The following is a 24,728-nucleotide window of genomic DNA, read 5'->3' on the forward strand; positions in this document are numbered from 1 at the left end:
AATGCAAATATGGCGGAGGGATAGGGATTCGAACCCTAGATGGGCTATTAACCCATGCCGGTTTTCAAGACCGGTGCATTCAACCGCTCTGCCATCCCTCCGTTGAGCGTTGAGGGGCGCATACTACCGGATTATTTCACAGGGGAAAAGCCTATTTTGAAAAAAAATTGTAGTTTTTTTATGATAGCTTAATATTTAGCCAAATCTTGTTACAAATTGGGTAAAAATACTTGACCAGAACACTTGGGATCATTATGTTGAACCCTTACTATTAATATAAGTCTAACGACCTAGTTATATTTAAGTCATATACGCTTAGTTATCTGTTAAAACAGGAGTTTATCAATGCAATCAAATTCGCCGGTAATCGAAAGAACGCGCGGTCAATCGATTGAGGTTAATAAGGTTCTCAAGAACACCTATTTGTTGTTATCAGCAACCTTATTATTTAGTGGGGCAATGGCTGGAGTTGCCATGGCCTTGAACGTAGGCTTTATTCCTTTCTGGGCTTACCTGATTGGCTTATTTGGAATGACATTTCTAATCCATAAAACAGCGAATAGCGCTATGGGTATAGTGATGACATTCGTATTTACTGGATTCCTCGGTTTTTATGCGGGACCAATAATTAATTACTACGTCTCAACAGGCGGCGCCAATATTGTGGTACAAGCACTTGCAGGAACAGGGTTAATCTTTTTCGCGCTTTCTGGCTATGTTTTGAAAACAAAGAAAGATTTTACTTTTATGCGCGGCTTCTTATTTACTGGAGTTACCGTCGTATTTTTCGCCATTATTTTTTACTACATCGGTAGCGCGTTCTTCGGACTGCACATCTCTGGCTTCTCGTTAGCGATTTCAGCAATTTGTGTTATTTTGATGTCTGCCTTTATTTTGTACGACACGAGTAGCATTATCAGAGGTGAAGAAACTAACTACGTGCTTGCAACTGTATCCATGTACATGAATATCTACGTGTTGTTTATGCACTTACTGAACCTATTGTCAGCACTATCTGGTGATGATTAAGATTTAGTTAGTAAGAGTATTAAAAAAAGCCCATCTCAAGATGGGCTTTTTTATGCATCAATTAATTTGACGAGAAACCGGATTTTATTAAATCGTTTATACAACGCCATAAGCGAGCATCGCGTTGGCGACTTTTACGAAACCTGCCACGTTAGCGCCTTTAACGTAATCGACATAATCCCCTTCGTCACCATATTTCATGCACTGCTGATGAATTCCAGACATGATATTTTTTAGTCGCTCGTCTAACTCTTCTCGCGTCCATGAAATGCGCTGACTGTTTTGAGACATTTCTAATCCAGATACAGCCACACCACCAGCATTAGAGGCTTTACCAGGTGCATAAAGGATTTTATTGTCGTGGAACACATGAATAGCTTCGATCACCGTTGGCATATTTGCCCCTTCAGCGATCGCGATAACACCATTGGCAACCAGATTTTTCGCGTCATCAACGTTAATTTCATTCTGAGTAGCGCAAGGTAATGCAATGTCGCAGGCTATATTCCATGGCTTCTCGCCGGCATAAAACTCGCAGCCATATTTTTCAGCGTATTCGCTAATTCGTCCCCGTTGAACCGTCTTAAGCTCAATAATATACGCTAGCTTTTCTGCATCAATCCCTTCTGGATCGTGGATGAACCCTGACGAATCCGACATTGTCACCACTTTCCCACCTAGCTGAATAACCTTTTCCGCCGCATATTGTGCAACATTACCTGAACCGGAAATAACCGCTGTCTTGCCTTTAATCGAGTCGTCTCTATGCTGTAGCATCAAATCCAAAAAGTACACCGCGCCGTAACCAGTCGCTTCGGTGCGAATCAAACTTCCACCGAACTCAAGTGACTTACCAGTCAAAGTGCCAGTAAACTCATTTTCCAGACGCTTGTACTGACCGAAAAGATAACCAATTTCTCTGGCGCCAACACCAATATCACCAGCAGGAATATCACGATTTGGACCAATATGTTTGTGTAGCTCAGTCATAAAGGACTGGCAAAAACGCATGACTTCCCTATCAGATTTGCCCTTAGGGTCAAAGTCAGCGCCGCCCTTTCCGCCTCCCATTGGGAGTGTAGTGAGGCTATTTTTAAAAACCTGTTCAAAACCCAAAAATTTAAGAATACTTTGGTTAACTGAAGGGTGAAATCTTAACCCACCTTTGTAAGGGCCGATCGCACTATTATACTGAACCCGGTAACCTCTGTTGACCTGAATGCGCCCTTCATCGTCTTCCCAACTCACTCGAAAAGAAACGATTCTATCCGGCTCAATCATTCGTTCAAGAATTGAAGCCTGGTTATAGTGAGGATGCTCATTAATAAAGGGAATAATATCTTCCGCAACTTCCTGAACCGCCTGGTGAAATTCAGTTTCGCCTGGGTTGCGACGCTTAACCTCTTCGATAAACGAATTGAGGTCTAACTCGTGTTTAGTCATTGTTGTGTCTCTTTGGATATTGTGTCGTTAAACTAGCTCTATCTTGTAAAACCAGTAGTGTCGTCAAAACTTAAATTTATTATTATTGAGCAGGCAATCCTGCTACTGCGCGATTATCTCTATCCAGTATGCTTAAAGAGATTAGACCAGTTAAAAAATAGCCATATTTATTAAAAACTTGATTTAAGTTAGGTCATGCAGCAGAATGAGCCGCAACGTGCCAATTGACTAATCACTATGTCAGTTTCTTTTACTATCCTTGTTACGGGCTCACCGACTAACTCCCAAGCCCACCTGTCTGCATTAAGGTTCGCCAATGCAGTAATCGAAAATAACCACTCGATTAGTAGTGTATTTTTTTACCAGGAAGCAGTTCATGTAGCTAACGGCTACATTATAAAGCCTTCTGATGAAGCTCAGCTCACGCAAAAGTGGGCAACGCTCTCAGCCGAACACAACGTAGAACTACAAGTTTGCGTAGCGGCTGCCAATCGTCGAGGGGTTATTGACGCTAATGAGGCTAGTCTAAATGCCCTGGAGCATCATTCAATACACCCTGCGTTCTCCATTTTGGGATTAGGACAGTTTGCCGCCAAACTTTCGGAAGCGAAAACTAAAATTGTACAATTCAAATAATGATCGACGCAGTAAAAGTAGCACTAAGAAATCAACACAGACACTGCTGAATGGAAAAAACTAAAGCATGACAAATGAACAGATAACGACCTGCATCATTATTAAGTCGCCGCCATTCAGTGCCATTGATGGGAAAGAAGGTATCGATTTAGCATTAGTGTGTGCGGCTTTCGACCAGCAGGTTAACTTGATTTTCGTTGAGCAAGGTATTTTTCATTTAATCAAATCTCAAGATAGCAATTGTATTGACGACAAACTACATGATAAACAACTGAACGCCATAGAGTTTTATGACATTGATAAAATCTACGTTGAATCAGAAAGTTTAGAGAAATTTCACCTGACAGAAAAACATTTGCTAAGCCATGTAGATTGCTTACCTTCATCTGATATAAAAACACTCTGTCATTCAGCTAACCAAACGGTCATTTTCTAATGGCAAATCTGCATTTAATTTCACAGGCGATAAGCCCTGATAGCTTAAAATCCGCTTTTAGCCGCTATGTTTCGACTCAGGAGCCGCTTCTATTTATTGGCGAGTCAGTTGCTAGCCTGCTCGAACAAGGTGTTGCTGAGTTTTTAAAACAGGAAAACATTCCAAGTTATGCGCTAGTCGCTGACTGTCAACTTAGAGGGATAGCCTCTCAAATCCCTTCTTTTATTTCACAGATTAATGATGCCCAAATGGTTAACTTAATCGCGAATGCAAAGCAGACGATAAGCTGGTAACTATGACCGATTTGCCCAATACAATTAAGACTGACGCAGAAGGTTATCTGCAAGATCCTCAGCAATGGGACGAATCAATCGCCGCCATTATTGCTAAACTCGAGGATATTGAACTCAGTGACGATCATTGGGAGGTAATCCGTTATGTGCGTCAATTTTACCAAGAGTTTAATACTAGCCCTTCGATACGTCCCCTGGTTAAGTATTTAGCCAAAGTATTGCCACCGGAAAAAAGCGGTAGCCTCTATTTACAAATACTGTTCCCCGAAGGTCCAGCCAAGCAAGCGACCAAAATCGCAGGATTACCGAAACCAGCACGGTGCACCTGAGCAGTTTTTTAACAAATTTGCGAGTCATTTATGGGAAATCACAAATGGGCTGCTATAATCTCTCACAGTAAACAATGATTCCGCTAAGCTGTTAAAATGTCTCAATATTGCTAATAATTCAGTTTAAATTCATAAAAAATAGATAATAATCCCTCTAAGCCTTAACCTAATACGTAACTATTTTGATAAAATAGCGTCCATATGGATAACAACCCCAAGTACTATTGGAGAATAAAAGAAATGAAAAAATTGATCGGCTCACTGATTATTTTATTGGGATTTAACAGCATTGCTTTTGCTGACACAGATCCTTCAGACTATTTGAAGGGTGTAGCCAATAAAATGATTTCTGTTATTGAGCAGAACAAAGAAGCTTTAAAAACTGACTCTAAACTTGCCGAAAACCTGGTTCGTACGCATCTGTTGCCAATTATTGACAAAGAAGCTTTTTCACGCGGAACACTAGGCAAGAAAACCTGGAAAACACTTTCAGACGAACAAAAAGAGTTATTTAAAAATGGTTACATAAGTCGCGTGATTAACAAATATGCTAAGGGCTTATCGCTTTATGATGGTCAAGCTTTCGTGTTCCAAAAAGCAGAAATTAGCAAAAGAACAGGAAATGCTCGCGTAAAAAGTGCGATGAAACAATCTGATTCAGAACCTTTAGACATTCACTACCACTTAACCAAAAAGTCAGGTAACTGGTTAATCACCAATATCATAGTTGCAGGAACAGATATGCGTAAAAGCTACAAAAATCAGTTTAAGCCAAGAATTAAAGAAATCGGAATGGACAAGTTCATTGAAGAACTCAATGCGCCTCCTAAAGCGAAGAATTAATATTGCGCTATAAAAAAACCGCTTTTCAGCGGTTTTTTTATTCTTGATGAAAATAGCCTGGTTAACATAGCCAAGCAGGCTTAACCGATAACATCTTCTTTCATATAAGGTCTTAATGCCTCAGGCACCTTGATCTTTCCGTCAGCCATTTGATAATTCTCAAGAATCGCAACAAGCGTTCTTCCTACTGCCAAACCAGAGCCATTCAACGTGTGCACCAACTCAGGTTTATTAGTTTCAGGGTTACGAAAACGAGCTTGCATTCGACGTGCCTGAAAATCTCCCATATTGCTACAAGAAGAAATTTCTCGGTAAGTATTTTGCGCCGGTAGCCAAACCTCAATATCGTAGGTTTTAGTAGCACCGAAGCCAATATCGCCACTACACAAAATCACTGTTCGGTATGGTAACTCTAATAACTGCAGTATTTTTTCTGCATGGCCCGTTAGTTCATCTAATGCCTGCATTGATTTTTGCGGATGAACAATTTGCACCAGCTCAACTTTCTCAAACTGATGTTGACGAATTAAGCCTTTAACATCCTTACCGTAGGACCCCGCTTCACTTCTGAAACAAGGTGTATGGCCGGTCAATTTAATCGGCAAATCTTTAGCATCAACAATTTCTTCGCGTACCAGATTTGTCAAAGGAACTTCAGCTGTTGGAATCATATAAAGGGGTTTATCGTCCTGTGTGGTTCCTTGAACCGTGAATAAATCTTCAGCGAACTTAGGTAATTGAGATGTCCCAAGTAAACATTCTGGATTGACCAGGTAAGGCACGTAAGTTTCCTGATAGCCGTGTTGCTCAGTGTGAGTATCCAGCATTAATTGAATTAACGCGCGGTGAAGCTTAGCAACAGCAGAGCGCATTACTACGAATCGAGAACCACTTAATTTTGCTGAAGCGGCAAAATCGATGCCACCGACTCCTTCACCAATTTCGGTATGATCTTTGGGCTCAAAATCAAACGTCGGAATTTCTCCCCACTTTCTCACTTCCACATTATCGTCTTCGTTTTTTCCCTCAGGCACTTCGTCAGAAAGAAGGTTGGGCAAACCTAAAAACAAATCGTCCAGCTTGTGCTGAACTTCTTCAAATGATTTTTTGGTCTCATCGAGCTCATTTCCTAAACTGGCCACTTCATCTAATAGCGGCTGAATATCCTCACCAGCGGCCTTGGCCTTACCGATCGACTTGGAGCGAGTCTTTCTCTCGTTTTGTAACTCTTCGGTTTTCACCTGAAGTGACTTGCGGCTCTCTTCCAGCTCTAGATAAGCTTTTCTGTCAAACTCCATTCCACGCTTTGCCAGGTTGGCGACGACTGCGTCCAGGTCGGTTCTAAAAAGTTTCGGGTCGATCATTGATAAATCCAGATTGCGATATTTAATTATTGGTTTAGTTAACTGATATTCCAGTTTCTCAGCGGCGAATCACCAGATATTGTGCGTTTGATAACTCAGCCGGTGGCTATTCTACCACCAAGCCAAGCGCCGACAAATACACAAATTAAGCATAAAAGGCAATTAGCGAGGACATTGACAAACAATTTCAGAGATTCTCCCTGGTTAAACAGCAATAGACTGTCTAACGCAAAGGCTGAGAAAGTTGTAAAGGCACCGAGAAATCCAACAAAAAAGAACAATAATTTCCCTACATTCCAGTGAGCGTCACTACTTTCAAGCCACATGTAAACCAATCCAGCTAAAAAACACCCAACAACATTCACAACTAAAGTGCTAAAAGGAAATTCGGTGCCGGTAATCGCAGGTAGATATTCTCGAACCCAAAAACGCGCGCTTGCCCCTAATGCTCCACCAAGGGCAACAAACAACGTCGGTGCGAGTTTTGTTATAAGCATTTCCAAATTGACACCTTAGATGATAATTGACGGTCAATACCCGGAAGCGAAAATACGATCATTCCTTTAGACTTCTCAGCCGGTTTAATTTTTCTGCAATTTGCTTTTCCATGCCACGGTCAACCGGGTGATAGTATTCCGTTTCTCCTTTTTCGGCAGGAAAGTGCTTTTGGGACACGGCAAATGCGTCTGGCTCATCATGGTCATATTGGTAGGCAGTTCCGTAGTCCAGCTCCTTCATTAATTTAGTCGGTGCATTTCTTAGATGCAGCGGAACCTCGAAGCTAGCTTCGGCCTTGACCTCTGCTAAACAGTTTTTAAAAGCCTTGTAAACAGCGTTACTTTTCGGCGCAACCGCCAAATAAACCACAGCTTGAGCAACGGCCAACTCTCCCTCGGGACTGCCCAGTCTTTGCTGAACATCCCAAGCGTTTATCGCCAACTGCAGACCCCTGGGGTCGGCATTACCAATATCTTCACTCGCCATTCTAACGACTCGTCTGGCGATATACAGAGGATCACAACCGCCGTCTAACATTCGGCAAAACCAATAGAGTGCCGCGTCTGGATTTGAGCCGCGAACGGATTTATGCAATGCTGAAATTTGATCGTAAAATGCTTCACCACCTTTGTCGAAGCGCCGAATATTTTCACCGACAATATCCGCAACTAACTTTTCATCGATCGTTCTAGTTGATTCATCGGTTTCGCTTGCATTCCCTTCTTGCCCGCCAACATCAGAAAGATCACTCGCCATTTCTAACAAGTTTAATAATCGCCTGGCGTCACCGTCGGCAATATTAATTAAAAGATCTTTAGCTGCGTCTGTCACATTAAGCTTGAGTTTACCGAGCCCTTTCTCTGGTTCCGTTATCGCGCGATTGAGAATATCTTTTAGCGCTTTATCATCGAGAGATTTTAGGACGTAAACCCGTGCACGTGACAACAAAGCGTTGTTAACTTCAAAGGATGGGTTTTCTGTTGTTGCTCCAATAAAGATAAAAGTACCGTCTTCAACGTAAGGTAAAAAAGCATCTTGTTGCGACTTATTAAAACGATGGACTTCGTCGACAAACAGTAAAGTCTTCTTACCGATTTTTTGATGAAGCAGTGCTTGTTCCACAGCCGCTCGAATATCTTTAACGCTCCCAAGCACCGCAGAAATCGAAATAAAATGACAATCACATTGAGCAGCGATCATTCTAGCTAACGTGGTTTTCCCGGTTCCCGGCGGCCCCCAAAATAACATTGAATGTAGCTTTCCCTGGGCAATTGCCTGGTAAAGCGGTTTATCCGGGTCGAACAGGTGGGATTGACCGGCATAATCTTTCAATGCCGTCGGCCGCATTCGCGCGGCCAACGGCAGCATCAAATCATTTTGAGTAGCGGCGTCACTCGTTGGTTGTGGTTCGTCATTAAAAAGATCTTGCATTAATCATGCTTCTTCGTGGTTAGACTTATTCGCGTTTTTTCAGTCGTTCTTTACTTTAACTTATCACTCTATCGTGAATGATTTTATTTCGAACCATTTTTACTCCGAACCGTTTTCTAATGGCACTTCGCGAGAATCGATAACATCAACACCTTCAGGAATGACAAAACTAAATTGTGCCGAATCTAACTTTTGATTCACTTGTATATTGGAAAACTTAACGCTTGTTTTCTGACCCAGTGTATCAGCCATCAGTAACTCAGCTATTTTATTTTTCTCAAATAAAATATGCACAGAATCAAAAATATTGCCTTCTTTTTTAGGCGTTAACTGAAATAATTCGCTATCAGGCTTATCTGCCAAGTCTACGGTAGTAATATTAAATGCTTCCGCTAAAGCTTCAGCATCACTGGTCATCAACAACAACGGAGAATCAGCGAGAAGCTTACTTTGATTTTGCACAGTAACCTGCTCCAACTCAGGATCATAGGTAAATACGTGGTCGCCGTCTGCAACGATCAACTGTTCAAAATTGAGTTTCACTTCCCATCGAAAATGATTGGGTCGCTGAATAGAAAACCGGCCGGATGAAAAATCAATTTCTTTGCCGTTTTCATTTTGCACACGTTGTTCAAAATCGGCTTGGTAGGTACGCAGATTTTCAATATTTTCAGCAAATTTCTGTACCGAAGAGCTTTCTTTTTTAGCGCCTTTTTTCACGTCTTCTTTTTCGCTTTTTAGGACCGAATCAGAATCATCTGCAGCGTAACAATTTAACGATGTCAGGCTAACAGCCAGTAAAACGGGTACTACTATTTTTTTCAACATGTCTTATTCCCAAATTGCGAATTTTTCAATTCGACAAAACTATTATAATCATTCCAATTTTATCATTCGCTGCTGAATGAAAAATGAATTTCAAGCTCATCGGCTATTGTTAAGCAGGTGGTGGAGGTGGCGCTAAGACCTCTCTGGAGCCATTTGATTGCATCTCGCTGACAATGCCCGCAGCTTCCATTTCTTCAATCATACGCGCCGCCCGGTTATAGCCTATTTTCAAGCGACGTTGTACACCAGATATTGATGCCTTGCGCGTTTCGGTAACAATTTGTACGGCGTGATCATAAAGTTCATCTTTTTCACCGCCTTCATCAGCAGCGCCAGGCATTCCCGGGATCTCAACATCAGAAGCACCGGAAGTAATAGAGTCTTCATAAACAGGCTCGCCTCGTTTCTTCCAATCACCCACAATGCGGTGTACTTCATCATCATCAACAAATGCGCCATGAACACGAGTTGGAATACTTGTGCCTCCAGGTAGGTACAACATATCCCCCTGACCCAACAACTGCTCTGCCCCGACCTGATCGAGAATGGTTCGAGAATCAATTTTCGATGATACCTGGAACGCAATTCGAGACGGAATATTCGCCTTAATCAATCCCGTAATAACATCAACCGACGGACGCTGCGTCGCCAACAACAGATGGATACCAGCAGCCCTTGCTTTCTGTGCTATACGCGCAATTAACTCTTCAACCTTTTTACCGACAATCATCATCATATCGGCCAACTCGTCGATAACAATGACAATCTTAGGCAATGGCTCAAGTTCTGGCGCTTGCTCATCCATCGAATCCTGAGGTTGCCACAATGGATCTCTAATAGGCTCTCCGCGCTTGATGGCATCGTTAACTTTACGATTAAACCCTGCCAGATTCCTCACGCCAAGAGCGGACATTAATCGATAACGGCGCTCCATTTCGGCGACCGCCCAGCGAAGCGAGTTTGCCGCTTCCTTCATATCGGTAACGACCGGCGTTAACAAATGAGGAATACCTTCATAAACGGATAATTCGAGCATCTTCGGATCGATCATAATCAGGCGTACATCTTCTGGTGTCGACTTATATAAAATACTCACGATCATCGCGTTCAAGCCAACAGATTTTCCCGAGCCTGTCGTACCAGCAACGAGTAAATGCGGCATTTTTATTAAATCGATGACAGTAGGCGCACCTGAAATATCCTTACCAAGCGCCATACTCAAATTTGAACGTGAATCATCAAATGCACGACTGGCGATGACTTCTTTAAGCCTGACTATTTCTCGATTCTCATTTGGCACCTCGATTCCAATATAGGGCTTTCCTGGAATCACTTCCACGACCCTGACACTTGTGGTTGAAAGGGCTCTGGATAAATCTTTGGCCAGATTGGTAATTCTGGCAACTTTAACACCTGCAGCAAGGTCGAGTTCAAACCGGGTAATAACCGGTCCAGGATGAACCGCTACTACCTGTGCCTCAACCTTAAAGTCCGCTAGCTTTAACTCAACTAAGCGTGATAGCGCCTCCAGGGCTTCGTTAGACATGCTATTCGTATGAGGTTTTGGCTCATCAAGCAACCTAACCGGCGGCAATTCGCCTTCTACCGGCGTATCATCAAACAGGCTCACCTGCTTCTCTTTCTCTGTTCTCACACTCGGTTCAATTCGCTTAACTTCCTGGCTAATTTGAACTGGCGCCCGCTTTTCAATTTTGACTTTTTCTTGCTTAAATACGGCTTCTCTTTGTTGCTTGATTTCCTTTTGAGTTCGTTTGTCTTTAATCCGATCAAGCAATTCCATACTTTTTTGTGAAATCCAGGCAATTCCATCGAGCGTCATTTTGCCAACCCAGTCCATTAGCTGAAACCAGGAAATACCCGTAAATAAGGTCATTGAAGCAAAAAATGCGGCTAACAAGATGAGCGTTGCTCCAACAGAATTAAACCAGCTAACTAACAAATCCCCAAGCAACTTGCCTAGTACGCCACCCGATAAATAAGCATCCGCCATTTGCGGCTCGGCAAAATGTAGCGAAGAGATCGCAGCACCTAAAAGTAATGTAAAAATTAAGCCGAATAATCGAAAAGACCAAAACGCAAAACTATTGGGTAGTGTATTTTTTCTTTCTCGAAAAAGCAGATAACCGGAATAGATCACCATAAATGGAAACAAAAACGCTAGATAACCGAACAAATGAAGGAAAAAGCTCGCAAACCAGGCGCCCGCACGACCCGATGCATTTTGAATTTCAATAACGTCTCCGGCCTTGGTCCAGCCGGGATCCTGCGATGAAAAGCTCCAAAGCGAAATAAAAAGAAATAATGCCAGGGCGATCAGCAAGATGAAGCCACCCTCTTTGACGCGTACCATCAAAATATTAACGACTTGTTGATGATCGTTATTTTTACTCATTGAAATCTAATAACCCTTAAATAATCCCGATATTGACTTAAAGAAGCTTCAGCAAAAATAATCACTGAAAAATACCCTTTCGAAGAATCTTTATGAATACCGACTCTTCTATAATTGATAGTAAAAAACGGTTCTAATATAAGTAGCGCTAAATCTAAACTTGCCCACTCAACGCAATTTCTAAGCGGGTATCTCAATGATTCCGCTTTCTTTGACTTCTTCCATCACTACATAGGTCCGAGAGCCACTGACGCCGGGCAATGTTAACAGGGTTTCGCCTAACAAATTACGATAGGCGACCATGTCAGCCACGCGAGCTTTTACCAGGTAGTCGAAATCGCCCGATACAAGGTGGCACTCTAACACCTGAGGTAAATCAATAACAGATTTTTTAAAGTCCTCAAAAACGTCTGGTGACGTTCGGGTAAGCCTGATTTCAACGAACACTAAAAGCGCCGCTTTTAACTTCTCAGGTGCCACCAACGCAGTATACCCTTTTATATACCCTTTCTTCTCCAAACGCTTCACTCTTTCTAAACAAGGTGTCGCGCTAAGGCCGACTCGCCGGGAAAGCTCCACGTTAGCCATACGTCCGTCTTTCTGTAATTCGCGTAAGATTGATCTATCGATACGGTCAAGTTCCATAGGACCCAGCTTTCATGATCGGTATATTAAACCATTAAAGTTAAATTATTTAGTTAATTCTACTGCAACAAGCCAAATATAAGCAAGTTATTCTACAAAAGTGACGCTATACTAGCACAAAATTTTACAGCTAAATAAATAGCAGAATTAAATCCGTTTTGGAGGTGTTTTCATGTTGATCGGTGTACCAAAAGAGATAAAAAACCACGAATATCGTGTCGGTATGGTTCCAGCTAGCGTCCGCGAAGTGGTTAGCCATGGCCACCAGGTAATTATTGAAACCAATGCCGGCGTTGGTATCGGGTTCAGTGATGAAGATTACATCGCTGCAGGTGCGGAAATCAGAGATTCAGCTGACAAAATTTTCGCTGAAGCGGAAATGATTGTTAAGGTTAAAGAGCCTTTAGCAGAAGAACGCGCCAAACTGCGCGAAGATCAAATTCTATTTACTTACCTTCATTTGGCACCTGATTTACCACAAACTGAAGATCTGATTAAAAGCAAGTCAATTTGTATTGCCTATGAAACCGTCACCAGCAATCAAGGAAGTCTGCCATTATTAGCGCCGATGTCTGAAGTTGCAGGACGTATGTCAATTCAAGCCGGTGCCCAATGCCTGGAAAAATCAAAATCAGGTCGTGGCATGCTTCTTGGTGGTGTACCCGGCGTATCGCCCGCTAAAGTTGTCATTATCGGTGGTGGCGTTGTTGGGAGTAATGCAGCTCAAATGGCTATTGGGATGGGCGCGAACGTCGTGATCCTGGATCGCTCAATTGATGTACTTCGTCGTCTTGATGCTCAGTTTGGCGCTCAGTTAGAGACAGTATTTTCGAGCAAAGATGCGCTGGAAAAACATGTGCTTTCAGCCGATTTAGTGATTGGTGGCGTTCTGATTCCGGGTGCAGCAGCTCCTAAATTAGTGACTGCTGAGATGATCAAGAAAATGAAACCAGGCTCAGCAGTCGTCGACGTTGCTATTGATCAGGGCGGTTGTTTTGAAACCTCAAAAGCAACAACACACGCGGAACCAACTTACATTGTTGACGATGTCGTTCACTACTGTGTTGCTAACATGCCGGGCGCTGTGCCAAGAACTTCAACATTTGCACTGAACAATGCGACACTTCCTTTCATTATCAATATCGCAAACAAAGGCTACAAAACCGCGTTAGAGGATGATGCTCACTTGTTAAACGGCTTAAATGTCCATAAAGGAATGGTCACCTGTAAAAGTGTCGCTGATAATCTTGGCTTCGAATATGTTGAGCCTGCTGATGCCCTTAATGTGTAAGCCTATCAAAACTCATTTGCACAAGCTTTCTCGTTAATCTGAAAGCCAATAGCTAAGCGCAATAAAGCCCCATCATTGGGGCTTTTCTAATTCTGTAGACATGCTTTTCTAATTCAGTAGACATAATAATCAACGAAAAAATTCGAGTAGGCGAATTAGTAATTGAAATTCGACTATCATGCCCCCATGTTAGCAGCAGTCCAGCGGATCGAATTTGTTAACTGTTCGCTAATCGCTTATATTTTTAGAATTGAGAATCAAACTTAAGGTCTTTCTATGTCGTCTCTTCAAGAACAATTACTTAAAGCCGGCCTTACCAGCAAAGATAAAGTCAACAAGGTCAATAGCGCCAAACGTAAACAAAATAAAATTAATCGAAAACACAAAATTGAACAGGTTGACGAAAATAAGCTTGAGGCAGAAAAAGCACTTGCTGAACAAGCTGAACGCGCGCGACAGTTAAATCAGGAAAAGAATGCGAAAGCTGAAGAAAAAGCGATTGTGGCGCAAATAAAACAATTGATTGAAGTTAATCAGCAAGTCACAGGCAAACCCGTTGTTTCGTTTAACTTTTCAGACTGTGGCTCGATAAAGAAGCTGGAAGTATCCAATGAAGTTCATCGATATCTAACCAATGGTAAGCTGGCAATCGCACGATTTGACGAGCAATATTACCTGGTTCCCCCGGTGGTGGCTGAAAAGATTAAGGAGCGTTCTGAGGATTATGTTGTTTTATTAAATGACAAAGTTGAAGAGACCGATGAAGACGATCCCTATGCTGAATATCAAATCCCGGATGATCTGATGTGGTAGACAATTAAAGTACCTTATTTGTGAATACCTTTATTTTTGAATACCTTTATTTGTGGAAAACAGGGGTTATTGATTTTTGCAATCGAAATATAATTTTTGATCTATTGAGTCAAAGCGGTTTCCCTCTTAAAATTCGCTATCTAATTTTTAAACAGAATATTTTTCATACTAATTAAGTTTAATATTGATTAAATATTGTCATTATCAAACGTATCAATTTGGAGTAACTAATGTCTCAATCTCGCCACTGTAAATTATTAATTCTCGGATCTGGCCCGGCAGGCTATTCTGCTGCGGTATACGGTGCGCGAGCTAATCTTAACCCTGTGATTATTACGGGTATGGAAAAAGGTGGACAGCTCACGACTACCACCGATGTAGACAACTGGCCGGGTGATAACGACGGTGTCCAAGGCCCTGAGCTGATGGAGCGAATGGAAAAGCACGCAGTTCGTTTTGGCACTGAAATCATCTTCGACCATATCCATACCACAGATCTTAGCAAGCGCCCTTTCACTCTCACCGGAGATATGGGCACCTACACTGCCGACGCGTTAGTCATCGCAACAGGCGCATCAGCCATGTACCTGGGATTAGAATCTGAAGAAGCCTACAAAGGAAAAGGCGTTTCGGCCTGTGCAACGTGCGATGGTTTCTTTTATCGCGATAAGAAAGTCGCGGTGATAGGCGGCGGAAATACAGCCGTTGAGGAAGCGCTGTATTTATCGAATATTGCCTCAGAAGTTCACCTGGTTCACAGAAGAGATGCATTAAGAAGCGAAAAAATTCTTCAAGATCATCTGTTTGAAAAAGCAGAGAAAGGTAACATCACTATTCATTGGAATAATGAGCTCGACGAAATTCTTGGCGACGACATGGGCGTAACCGGTATTCGCATTAAAAGTACACAAGACAACTCAACCCAGGATCTCGATCTTGAAGGCGTATTTATCGCGATTGGTCATAAGCCAAATACAGATATTTTCGCCGGCCAGCTAGAAATGAAAAACGGCTACATTACTGTTCAAAGTGGTCTTCAGGGAAATGCGACTGCGACTAGCGTTGAAGGCGTATATGCAGCTGGAGATGTAGCCGATCAAGTTTATAAGCAAGCAGTGACTTCTGCGGGTGCCGGTTGTATGGCCGCGCTAGATGCAGAAAAGTTTCTGGACGCGCAAGGATAAAGCCAGGTTCACACCAAAACAGGCGCTCATATTTTGAGCGTCTGCTAGAACAAGTCTCAGAATCGATGACTCAGTTAAATCATATGTAAACTTTTCAATAGCTCTTGATAAACGAAACCTCTCAAAACAACCATATCTTCATCATCTATCTGCTCAATATTTAATCCATAAGTAAACAAATCATCTGAAACTTCTTTAACATAGGTGACCAAACAATCCATAGTCACCAATCGCTCAATATCTTCAATCAAAAGTTTCATGGTGACATTGAGCAAGTTATTCTGCAAAGCTATCTTCATATTCGTTTCAATACGACCGCCGGAGCAGCTCATGTTTAACATGCGGCCGGTAAGCGCCGGAGAGCTATGAGTTTTGTTAATCACGGTAACTGGAATTTCCGTTTCGACTCGAACCTCTTTGCGAACCTCTACAGTTTGAATTTCTTTCGGTATTTCCAAATGAAGATAGGGATAGGGATGGCCACGCGTCACCAGGACTCTTGTAGTGAAACCAGAGGCTACGTTCTTAGCAACAAAACGTAGCGTCACCAACAAACCTTCGCGCACAAAAATCATTTTGTCTGCGCCGCTTTGCGGTGCGGAAACAATGACACTCCCCTTCGGATTGATCCCATAGAATCGCACAGGGTACCGCTGATCGATATTATCACCAATTTGTAATTGCAAGGCATCACCGACTGCCAGCCCAAGTTCCTCTACTCTCATAAAAGAAGACCAATATTCCTATTGTTGATAACGATTACTTAAGTGTAGACTCTTATTAAATAAGAAAACTAATACTTATACAATCATCAATGAAAAAATTAAAATCGACATTATTATGGTTAACGCCCGTAATTAGCCTGACTTTAGCTTTGATACTACATTATTCAGGGTTTGAACCACCGTTAATTATCGTTGCCAGTACCACATTGTTGTGTGCAGTGTGGTGGATTTTTGAACCGATTCCTATTCCTGTCACTTCACTGATCCCATTGGCGGTCTTCCCAATGACAGGCGTATTAACCCCTTCTCAAGTGGCCCAGGCCTATGGCCATCATTTAATACTGCTGCTACTCGGTGGCTTTATTTTGTCCCAATCAATGGCTTATTCAGGGGCCCATCGTAGAATAGCACTAATTATGGTTAACCTTTTTGGTGGCGCGTCTCCGAGAAGGCTGGTCATGGGGTTTATGGCCGCTTCAGCACTTCTGAGCATGTGGATTTCTAACACCGCAACCACTTTAATGTTATTGCCGGTAGCGCTGGCCACCATGGAAAATGTTAAAGACAAGCAGCTGACAACAGTACTATTACTCGGCATAGCCTATGCAGCAAGTGTCGGTGGTATAGGTACGCCAATAGGAACACCGCCTAACGCATTGTTTCTTTCGACCTATCAAGAAACAACCGGTCAATCCCTTGGCTTTTTGAGCTGGATGAAATGGGCGCTGCCACTGGTAATTATTTTCATCCCACTGATGATGTTATGGATTACACGTAACATCACCACAAAAGAAACAATCGAAATACCGCAAACCGGTAAGTGGACTACGATAGAAAAAAGAGTCATGTGGGTATTTGCCGTCACAGCTTTACTTTGGATAACCCGTCAGGAACCTTTTGGCGGTTGGCGCGAACTCACCGGTTTAATCGGCGCCAATGATGCGAGCGTCGCGATGTTAGCCTGTATCGCATTATTTGTGATTCCCGACGGTAAAGAGGGCCGCTTACTCGACTGGAAAGCAGCCAATGAGATCCCCTGGGGCGTCTTGTTATTATTCGCCGGTGGTATTTGTATCGCCAAGGCATTTGGTGCGAGCGGATTGAGTGAGCTTATCGGCAACCAACTAGCAGGCGTCACTGCTCTGCCTATTATCTTGCTAATCGCTGCGGTTGCAATCACGGTTACATTCATGACCGAAATGACGAGTAATACCGCAACAACAGCTTTATTGATGCCGATACTAGCCTCGGCAGCGTTAAGCGCGCAAATTAATCCGGCCCTGCTGATGCTCCCCGCCGCAATGAGCGCGAGTTGTGCTTTTATGCTACCGGTAGCTACTGCGCCAAACGCGATCGTCTATGGTAGTGAGAAAGTGCCGATTCAACAAATGGTGAAGAATGGCTTTGCTTTGAATTTGTTGGGAACGCTGTTAATCACGGGAGTTTGTTATTTACTCATTTAACCGACGCGCTCATTCAAAGTAGCGCTTATCAAACGAAATAGAGGACCACTAAAATTCATCAGCGGTCCTCTATTGTAAATGCCTGTCTTTTAAATCCCTAAACTTTTAAGCCCTCATATTTAAGTCCCTATATTTAAGTCCTTTTAATTTTTGGCTATTTTGATTTTTGCGAGTATTTGTAGCTAACGATTAAGAAAAGCGGCAAACGCAGCTTTCGCATCATCTGATTGCAATCGCTCTGCAAATACCAGCGCTTCCTTTTTTATTAATTCAACGACACTGTCAACCTGATCACCCTTTAGCAATTTTTTACTGGCAACCAGCACTTCGCTGGAACTTTTGGCTAATTTTTGCGCAGTATCCATTGCCCCGTGCCAGCAACTCTCAGCATCATCAAACACCTGATTGACTAAACCACTAGAAAGCGCTTCGTCCGCGAGTATATTCCTGCCCGTAAGCAACCACTCGTTCGCTTTCCTGGCACCACAACATTCCGCTAATAAACGACTTGAACCACCCTCGGGTGTTAGCCCCAGTTTAATAAACGGGACTGAAAATTTAACATCTGCTGCGGCATAAACCAGATCACAGTGTAATAACATCGTCGTGCCGATTCCAACGGCCGCCCCATTAACTACAGCGATAATAGGTTTGGTTAAACTGGCCATAGTTAGCAAAAACTGCACAACATTACTTTCCAGATTAAAATCAGTTTCCAGAAAATCTGCTAGATCATTGCCTGCGCTAAAGTGATCACCGGTGCTTCTGAGTAAAATAACTTTTGTCGCTTTATCCTTTTCAGCAATTTTCAAATTCTCGATTAAAGTACCGTACATCGCGTCGGTGAGAGCATTCATTTTATCGGGACGGTTAATGGAAATTTCGTAAACCGGGCCCTCTTTGTAAGCAATGACAGGCTCATTTGACAAAAACTCTGGTTTAATCATAAATAAAGTTCCTCGATTCTATTATCGACTGATTTTCTGTTCGCTGTTTGCAGCCAGATAAGCAAACACAACGTAGGCAGCGACATTTTGTGCCAGGTTTTCCGGCTTAACTTTGTCAAGAGTATCGTCAGCAGTATGATGCAAGTCAAAATAATCTGTGCCATCTTGACGCAAGCTAAACACCGACATCCCTAACTCATACATCGGAATCAGGTCAGGCCCCGGTCCTGCTTCGTTATCAACATACTCAATGCCAAGTGGTTTCATTAGCTTTGCCATTTTCTTAACAACTGCGAGATTATCCTCGGCAACTCTAGAAGCAAACGCATAAATCTTGCCAGCACCAAAATCCGACTCTGCACCAGTAATATGATTCTCAAGATCATCTTTGTGTCGCTTCGCATAAGCTTTAGCACCAACAAGCCCCTGCTCTTCATTCGCCCATAAAACTACACGAATAGTCCTTTTAGGGCGCTGTTTACTATCACCAATAATTTTTGCGGCTGCCATCGTAATTGCGACACCTGCGCCATCATCAACGGCACCGGTACCCAAATCCCATGAATCAAGATGTCCGCCAATCACGACTTTTTCATTAGTAAATTCGCTGCCAGTCATTTCACCTATCACATTTTGGGATGTGTATTTAGGCCCCGCATGAGAATTAATCTGTAATTTCATTTTGACCGTTTTTTTACGAGCAAAAATTCGAGTGAGCAAATCTGCGTCAGGATTTGACATCGCAGCAGCAGGCACTTTGTTAACGCCTTCCTTATAACGCATCATTCCCGTGTGAGGTAATCGATGGCTGTCTGTACCAATCGAACGAATGACAACCGCAACTGCGCCTTTTTTCGCAGCTTCTACCGCGCCGTTACTACGTGCTTTAACCGCAGGTCCATAACCTTTACCGTCTCGAAACCGTTCCATTTTACGACTGATAAAAACAATTTTTCCCTTCGCCGAGTCTTTTGGCGACTGGCTCAAATCTTCTATCGATTTAAAATGAACCACTTCGGCTTCAATTCCCTGTTCAGGCGTCGGCACACTAAACCCCAGCGCAGTAATTTTTATTTCATGCTGATATGGCGAAACAATCGCCGCATATTCCTCTTTACGGATCCAGGTATCAAAGGTCACCGGTTCTGTCCAAACCTTGTCAAAACCCAGTGACTTTAATTTCTCAACTCCCCATTTCACCGCTAGCGCATCTTGCGGTGTTCCAGCCATTCTTGCACCAACTTCAGTGGTTAGAGACTCTAATATATCAAAAGCTAAATGACTATTAAGTGCCTTATCTCTCAATGACGCCACAACTTCTGTTTCAGACTGCGGTTTTGAAGTCTCGCTTGCGCCTTCCGCGACAACGGCAAAAAAGTTTAATGTAAAAAATATGATGAAAAGGAAACTCGTTTTGTTCATTGTTTAAGCCTATTTTGTTCTTAATAATTTTCTATTAAGCGTTTTCCTGAAGCCGCAAAGCTTATCAAATAAGCCAATAAAGTGTAATATGATTTACAACTTAAATAACAATCGCATTAATAATTCACCTTAGAACACAGATAAAGGCTCCGGGTTATGTCAGATTCAATCTATCAGTTCGAAGTAAACGACATTAAAGGCAATAAAGTATCGCTAGCTGATTTTCGTGGCAAAACATTACTTATCGTGAATACCGCGAGTAAGTGTGGTTTTACGCCTCAATATGAAGGTCTGGAATCTCTTTACGAGTCCCATAAGGACAAAGGACTAGTTGTGCTGGGTTTTCCCTGCAATCAATTTGGAAAGCAAGAACCTGGGAGTGATCAAGAAATCGCGAATTTTTGCGATTTAACTTTTAAAGTGTCCTTTCCAATGTTTAGTAAGGTTGATGTTAACGGCGATGATAGCGAACCACTTTATGACTATCTAAAAAAGCAGGCCCCTGGGGTGTTAGGCTCGAAAAGTATCAAATGGAATTTCACCAAATTTCTTGTCAATCAAGAAGGCCAGGTAATTAAACGGTTTGCACCAAAAGATAAGCCAGAAGATATTGAGAAAGAAGTATTAGCGAACTTATAATTGGCTCTATTAAGGCCCGCTAACAATTGACAAAGCTATGAATGACAAAGCCATGACCCCATTAGAGTCTGCCACTAACCGAATTGAAGAACTTGAAACTAAAATGATGTTTCAGGAAGATCTTATCGAACAACTTAACCAATCGATCATTAGTCAACAACAAGACATTCGAAAACTCACCCAGATCATCGAGAGAATGAATACACAGTTAGAAGATCTTCGTCAACCGAATGTCATTGACGCCAGCCTGGAAACGCCTCCGCCGCATTATTAGTTCCAATTGATAATGAGTGCTCTGCGCTAAAATAAAATGCAATTTTGACAGACAAAAAAAAGCGCCTGAACGGCGCTTTTTCTCAAATAATTCTAATACAAATATTCCTAATACAAATTATCCAACTAGCCCTTATATTTTTCAAATACCAAACTTGCGTTAGTACCACCAAACCCAAAACTATTCGATAACACTCTGTTTAATTGTGCATCTTCACTTTTCTGGACTATCGGTAGGCCATCTGCATCGGGATCCAGTTGATTAATATTGGCCGATCCTGCAATAAATCCTCGCTCCATCATGATCAAACTGTAAATTGCTTCATGAACGCCAGTTGCGCCTAAAGAGTGCCCTGCTAAGGATTTAGTCGAGCTGATTTTAGGCAAGTAATCAACAAAAGTTTCTTTAATGGCTGAAAGCTCAGCAGTGTCACCAACAGGTGTGCTGGTTCCATGCGTATTGATGTAATCAATATTTCCGTCTACTGTTGCCAGTGCTTGTTGCATACAACGCACTGCACCTTCGCCAGATGGAGCAACCATGTCATAGCCATCAGATGTCGCGCCATACCCAACAACTTCCGCATATATCTTCGCACCACGAGCTTTAGCGTGCTCCAACTCTTCCAGAACAAGCGTACCGCCACCTGATGAAATGACAAAACCATCACGCGTTTCATCGTAAGGCCGGGAAGCCGTTTCAGGTGTGTCATTATACTTCGATGAAAGGGCGCCCATTGCGTCAAACAGTAAAGTTAAACGCCAATCTTCTTCCTCACCACCACCGGCGAACATGATGTCTTGTTTACCTAACTGGATTTGCTCAAATGCATTACCGATACAGTGCGCACTGGTTGCACAAGCTGAAGTAATTGAGTAGTTGACCCCTTTTATTTTGTAGGGAGTGGCTAAACAAGCAGACGTTGTGCTGGCCATGGTTTTAGGAACAGCATAAGGGCCAACCCGCTTAACGCCTTTCTCCAGGCAAATGTTGACAGACTCAACCTGATGTTTTTGCGATCCACCGCCGGATCCCATAATGACACCAGTACGTGGGTTAGAAACCAGATCGTCGGTCAATTTGGCATCTTCAATTGCTTGCTTCATGGAAATATAGGCGTATGCCGCAGCATCACCCATAAATCGGAGTACTTTTCGGTCGATATGCTCTTTTACTTCGATATCAGGGCGACCGGCCACAAGACTACGTAATCCAACTTCTTTATATTTTTCAATAAATCGAATTCCGGAACGGCTTTGTTTAAGAGAATCGGCGACGCTGTCTATATCATTACCTAGACAAGATACAATTCCCATTCCGGTGACTACGACTCGTTTCATTCTACTTCCTCACTCAATATTTAGAAATCAGACTCAGCAATAAGTCTTATTAATTTTTCTCGTGACAATAAGATACTCCTCAAGTCAGGAGATTAAAAGTCAGATGTTGATTCGAATAATCCGACACGCAAGTTCTTCGCGGTATAAATCTCGCGATCATCAACCAGCATTTTTGCGTCAGCAATCACCAACGCCAGGCCTTTTTTAATAACTCTTTTGATATCAACAATATAGGTAACCAACTTTGCAGTTGGTAAAACCTGACCCACAAATTTGATTTCGCCTGCGCCCAAAGCGCGGCCTTTACCTGGATTGCCCATCCAGGACAGAAAGAATCCACTCAATTGCCATAAAGCATCTAAGCCTAAACATCCAGGCATAACGGGATCGGTTTCGAAATGACAGTCAAAGAACCAGAGATCAGGATTGATATCAAGTTCTGCAATAATTTGACCTTTACCGTATTCGCCTCCCTCATCACTAATGGAGGTAATTCTGTCCATCATCAGCATGTTGGGGAGAGGTAAACGGGCAATTGGGCGTCCGTTGGAAGCAGAACCAATCAATTCACCTTTACCACAGGCAATTAACTCTTCGCGGGAAAAAGACTCGGTACGACTCATAGAATATAAACCTTATAAATGACGGCTAGGTTAAAAAGTTAATCCGGAACAAGACGTTATCTATACTCGTCCAGAGATCCTTATTAAGGATCTCTGATTGGACACTCAATTGAAAATATCCACTCAAATATTGACGACTGTCAAAAGCCGATTTGTTGCCCCAGCTAAAAATCGCGCTATTATCCCTTGTTTACTCGACATAACTGGTATGACCTTAGTGAACAAGTGTAAGCTGAATGATTAGCAAACAATAGCCTATTTATCTTTGAGTAGCATTCTGGTCTGTGCTTTCGCGTTTACCTGGCAACTTTTCAACTACGACAGGATTAGAGAAAATAAGACCTATTGCCTGTTTTATACTCTTCGCCACCCGGTTTTACCGTCTTTGTCCTCTAAGACAATCCCCATCTGCTGTAGCTTGTCACGAATTTCATCGGCTTTCGCCCAATTTTTTTCAGCCCGTGCTTGATTACGCTCAGCAATCATCGCGTCAATTTCCGAAGTTTCGTCATCAGCTGCAGCGTCACCAGCCCCTGACTTCAAGAAAGCCTCTGGCGATTGTTGCAGCAATCCAAGAACATCACCTAATTCAATTAATATGGCCGCAAGTTCTCTGGCAGCTTCCACATTTGATGCTTTAACGCGGTTTATTTCTTTCGCCAGCTCAAATAAAACAGCGAGGGCCTCAGGCGTGTTAAAGTCGTCATCCATTGCCTGTTTGAATTTTGTAATGTAAGGATTATCTGCGGAAACCGAGGGTAACTTAGATAAATCAAGATCACGTAGTGCAAGATACAATCTTTCCAGACCAGCATCGGCTGACTTTAAATTGTCCTCACTATAATTCAACTGGCTACGATAGTGGCTGGAAACCATAAAATATCGCACAGATTCAGCGCGATACTGAGCAAGCACATCTCGAATAGTGAAGAAGTTATTCAATGACTTTGACATTTTTTCTTTGTCAACCTGCACCATACCAGTATGGATCCAGGTGTTAGCAAAACAACAGCCGTTAGCTGCTTCCGATTGTGCTATTTCATTTTCGTGGTGCGGAAATTGAAGATCAGAGCCGCCACCGTGAATATCAAAATGCTCACCTAAGCATTTTTTTGACATGGCAGAACATTCAATATGCCAACCTGGTCGACCATCACCCCAGGGCGACTCCCAGCTAGGCTCTCCGGCCTTCGCCATCTTCCACAACACAAAATCCATCGGGCTTTTTTTATCGCTCGCGACTTCAACCCTTTCTCCAGCTTGAAGTGCCTCAAGATTTTGTTTACTTAACTTGCCATAGTCCGCAAATTTAGAAACATGGTAATAGATATCGCCATTCGCTCCTTGATAAGCAAAATCTTTCTCAATCAGCAACTCAATGATATCAATAATTTCCTTGATTGATTCGGTAGCTTTCGGCTCAATATCAGGTTTAATCATGCCAAGAGAGTCAAAATCTTCATGCATGATTTTTTCAAATCGATTGGTTAACTCATTAATGCTTTCGTTATTTTCATTTGCGCGGGCAATTATTTTGTCATCAATATCAGTGATGTTACGTACAAAAGTTAAATCGAACTGACTATAGCGTAAATAACGAGCAATCACGTCAAATGCGACAAAAGTTCTTGCATGACCGATATGGCTGTAATCATAAATAGTAATTCCGCAGACGTACATGCGGACTTTACCTGGTTCAATTGGCTTAAACTCCTGCTTGCCCTGTGAAATACTGTTATAAATTCGCAACATCTTTGTCAAAACTCCATCTGTTCTCGTTATGTTTTCGTTATTAGTCGTTGAATTGATGACCAGTGAC

The 24,728-nt window shown here is 42.4% G+C and carries 25 protein-coding genes and 1 tRNA gene; 12 read left to right on the top strand and 14 right to left on the bottom strand.

Translation table 11 applies throughout. The annotated features are described in order from the left end of the window. Positions 1-10: 10 nt before the first annotated feature. A tRNA-Ser gene (locus tag FLL46_RS16415) sits at positions 11-101 on the bottom strand. A gap of 244 nt (positions 102-345) precedes the next feature. Between FLL46_RS16415 and FLL46_RS16420 the strand changes: the two genes are divergently transcribed. After that, positions 346-1,029, top strand: a complete 684-nt coding sequence (locus tag FLL46_RS16420; protein ID WP_142932419.1) for a Bax inhibitor-1/YccA family protein — start codon at positions 346-348, stop codon at positions 1,027-1,029. A 96-nt stretch (positions 1,030-1,125) separates the two neighbouring features. Here FLL46_RS16420 and gdhA read toward each other — a convergent pair whose 3' ends face one another. Further along, positions 1,126-2,472 carry an NADP-specific glutamate dehydrogenase gene (gene gdhA / locus FLL46_RS16425; RefSeq protein WP_142932420.1) on the bottom strand — a complete coding sequence of 449 codons (1,347 nt, stop codon included), beginning with the start codon at positions 2,470-2,472 and terminating at the stop codon, positions 1,126-1,128. Between the two features lie 237 nt (positions 2,473-2,709). Here gdhA and tusD point away from each other — a divergent pair, with 237 nt between their 5' ends. The 5 genes from tusD (at position 2,710) to FLL46_RS16450 (ending at position 5,009) form a co-directional block, all read left to right on the top strand. Continuing rightward, complete coding sequence (gene tusD, locus FLL46_RS16430) at positions 2,710-3,108, top strand: sulfurtransferase complex subunit TusD (RefSeq protein WP_142932421.1); 399 nt, start codon at positions 2,710-2,712, stop codon at positions 3,106-3,108. A gap of 67 nt (positions 3,109-3,175) precedes the next feature. Then, the gene (gene tusC, locus FLL46_RS16435; RefSeq protein WP_142932422.1) at positions 3,176-3,544 is read left to right on the top strand and encodes a sulfurtransferase complex subunit TusC; all 369 of its coding nucleotides are present in this window, start codon (positions 3,176-3,178) and stop codon (positions 3,542-3,544) included. Further along, a complete protein-coding gene (locus FLL46_RS16440; protein WP_142932423.1) occupies positions 3,544-3,837 on the top strand; it encodes a DsrH/TusB family sulfur metabolism protein in 294 nt (97 codons plus the stop codon). The genes tusC and FLL46_RS16440 overlap by 1 nt, the downstream gene beginning before the upstream one ends. A 2-nt stretch (positions 3,838-3,839) precedes the next feature. After that, complete coding sequence (locus FLL46_RS16445) at positions 3,840-4,166, top strand: TusE/DsrC/DsvC family sulfur relay protein (RefSeq protein WP_142932424.1); 327 nt, start codon at positions 3,840-3,842, stop codon at positions 4,164-4,166. A gap of 240 nt (positions 4,167-4,406) precedes the next feature. Beyond that, the gene (locus FLL46_RS16450; protein WP_168204199.1) at positions 4,407-5,009 is read left to right on the top strand and encodes an MlaC/ttg2D family ABC transporter substrate-binding protein; all 603 of its coding nucleotides are present in this window, start codon (positions 4,407-4,409) and stop codon (positions 5,007-5,009) included. Between the two features lie 80 nt (positions 5,010-5,089). Here FLL46_RS16450 and serS read toward each other — a convergent pair whose 3' ends face one another. The 6 genes from serS to lrp form a co-directional block, all read right to left on the bottom strand. After that, positions 5,090-6,373, bottom strand: a complete 1,284-nt coding sequence (gene serS / locus FLL46_RS16455; RefSeq protein WP_142932426.1) for a serine--tRNA ligase — start codon at positions 6,371-6,373, stop codon at positions 5,090-5,092. 95 nt (positions 6,374-6,468) lie between these two features. Then, positions 6,469-6,870, bottom strand: coding sequence for a fluoride efflux transporter CrcB (gene crcB / locus FLL46_RS16460; RefSeq protein WP_142932427.1), 402 nt, complete (start codon positions 6,868-6,870; stop codon positions 6,469-6,471). Between the two features lie 58 nt (positions 6,871-6,928). Beyond that, positions 6,929-8,302 (bottom strand): replication-associated recombination protein A, encoded by a 1,374-nt coding sequence (locus FLL46_RS16465; protein WP_210418729.1) that lies wholly within the window; start codon positions 8,300-8,302, stop codon positions 6,929-6,931. Positions 8,303-8,401: 99 nt separating this feature from the next. Beyond that, positions 8,402-9,130 carry an outer membrane lipoprotein periplasmic chaperone LolA gene (lolA, locus tag FLL46_RS16470; protein WP_142932428.1) on the bottom strand — a complete coding sequence of 243 codons (729 nt, stop codon included), beginning with the start codon at positions 9,128-9,130 and terminating at the stop codon, positions 8,402-8,404. A gap of 109 nt (positions 9,131-9,239) precedes the next feature. Beyond that, positions 9,240-11,543, bottom strand: a complete 2,304-nt coding sequence (locus FLL46_RS16475) for a DNA translocase FtsK (protein WP_142932429.1) — start codon at positions 11,541-11,543, stop codon at positions 9,240-9,242. Positions 11,544-11,723: 180 nt separating this feature from the next. Then, positions 11,724-12,188, bottom strand: a complete 465-nt coding sequence (lrp, locus tag FLL46_RS16480; RefSeq protein ID WP_142932430.1) for a leucine-responsive transcriptional regulator Lrp — start codon at positions 12,186-12,188, stop codon at positions 11,724-11,726. Positions 12,189-12,360: 172 nt separating this feature from the next. On the opposite strand from lrp, the gene ald reads away from it, so the two are divergent. The 3 genes from ald (at position 12,361) to trxB (ending at position 15,476) form a co-directional block, all read left to right on the top strand. Next, on the top strand, positions 12,361-13,479 hold the full coding sequence (gene ald / locus FLL46_RS16485; protein ID WP_142932431.1) for an alanine dehydrogenase: 1,119 nt from the start codon (positions 12,361-12,363) through the stop codon (positions 13,477-13,479). Between the two features lie 276 nt (positions 13,480-13,755). Next, positions 13,756-14,292, top strand: coding sequence for a DUF2058 domain-containing protein (locus FLL46_RS16490; RefSeq protein ID WP_142932432.1), 537 nt, complete (start codon positions 13,756-13,758; stop codon positions 14,290-14,292). 230 nt (positions 14,293-14,522) lie between these two features. Continuing rightward, positions 14,523-15,476, top strand: coding sequence for a thioredoxin-disulfide reductase (trxB, locus tag FLL46_RS16495; protein WP_142932433.1), 954 nt, complete (start codon positions 14,523-14,525; stop codon positions 15,474-15,476). A gap of 74 nt (positions 15,477-15,550) precedes the next feature. Here the strand turns inward: trxB and FLL46_RS16500 are convergent, their stop codons facing one another. Then, positions 15,551-16,201: a flagellar brake protein gene (locus FLL46_RS16500; RefSeq protein WP_142932434.1), complete on the bottom strand. Its 651-nt coding sequence runs from the start codon at positions 16,199-16,201 to the stop codon at positions 15,551-15,553. 89 nt (positions 16,202-16,290) lie between these two features. On the opposite strand from FLL46_RS16500, the gene FLL46_RS16505 reads away from it, so the two are divergent. Then, positions 16,291-17,664 (top strand): SLC13 family permease, encoded by a 1,374-nt coding sequence (locus FLL46_RS16505; protein ID WP_142932435.1) that lies wholly within the window; start codon positions 16,291-16,293, stop codon positions 17,662-17,664. 182 nt (positions 17,665-17,846) lie between these two features. Here the strand turns inward: FLL46_RS16505 and FLL46_RS16510 are convergent, their stop codons facing one another. Together FLL46_RS16510 and FLL46_RS16515 are read right to left on the bottom strand one after the other, a co-directional pair. After that, positions 17,847-18,611, bottom strand: a complete 765-nt coding sequence (locus FLL46_RS16510; RefSeq protein ID WP_142932436.1) for an enoyl-CoA hydratase-related protein — start codon at positions 18,609-18,611, stop codon at positions 17,847-17,849. Positions 18,612-18,632: 21 nt separating this feature from the next. Beyond that, positions 18,633-20,033: a M20/M25/M40 family metallo-hydrolase gene (locus FLL46_RS16515; RefSeq protein ID WP_142932437.1), complete on the bottom strand. Its 1,401-nt coding sequence runs from the start codon at positions 20,031-20,033 to the stop codon at positions 18,633-18,635. Between the two features lie 156 nt (positions 20,034-20,189). Between FLL46_RS16515 and FLL46_RS16520 the strand changes: the two genes are divergently transcribed. Next, positions 20,190-20,672: a glutathione peroxidase gene (locus FLL46_RS16520; protein ID WP_142932438.1), complete on the top strand. Its 483-nt coding sequence runs from the start codon at positions 20,190-20,192 to the stop codon at positions 20,670-20,672. Positions 20,673-20,709: 37 nt separating this feature from the next. Then, complete coding sequence (locus FLL46_RS16525; RefSeq protein WP_210418730.1) at positions 20,710-20,946, top strand: SlyX family protein; 237 nt, start codon at positions 20,710-20,712, stop codon at positions 20,944-20,946. 125 nt (positions 20,947-21,071) lie between these two features. Here FLL46_RS16525 and fabB read toward each other — a convergent pair whose 3' ends face one another. The 3 genes from fabB to cysS all read right to left on the bottom strand — a co-directional run bounded on the left by fabB (position 21,072) and on the right by cysS (position 24,661). Further along, entirely contained in the window at positions 21,072-22,286 is a 1,215-nt protein-coding gene (gene fabB / locus FLL46_RS16530) for a beta-ketoacyl-ACP synthase I (protein ID WP_142932439.1), read from the bottom strand. A gap of 92 nt (positions 22,287-22,378) precedes the next feature. Next, positions 22,379-22,909: a bifunctional 3-hydroxydecanoyl-ACP dehydratase/trans-2-decenoyl-ACP isomerase gene (gene fabA / locus FLL46_RS16535; RefSeq protein WP_142932440.1), complete on the bottom strand. Its 531-nt coding sequence runs from the start codon at positions 22,907-22,909 to the stop codon at positions 22,379-22,381. Between the two features lie 354 nt (positions 22,910-23,263). Next, positions 23,264-24,661, bottom strand: a complete 1,398-nt coding sequence (gene cysS / locus FLL46_RS16540; RefSeq protein ID WP_142932441.1) for a cysteine--tRNA ligase — start codon at positions 24,659-24,661, stop codon at positions 23,264-23,266. Between the last annotated feature and the right edge of the window lie 67 nt (positions 24,662-24,728).

The organism is Aliikangiella coralliicola (genome assembly GCF_007004725.1).
Lineage (GTDB): Bacteria > Pseudomonadota > Gammaproteobacteria > Enterobacterales > Kangiellaceae > Aliikangiella > Aliikangiella coralliicola.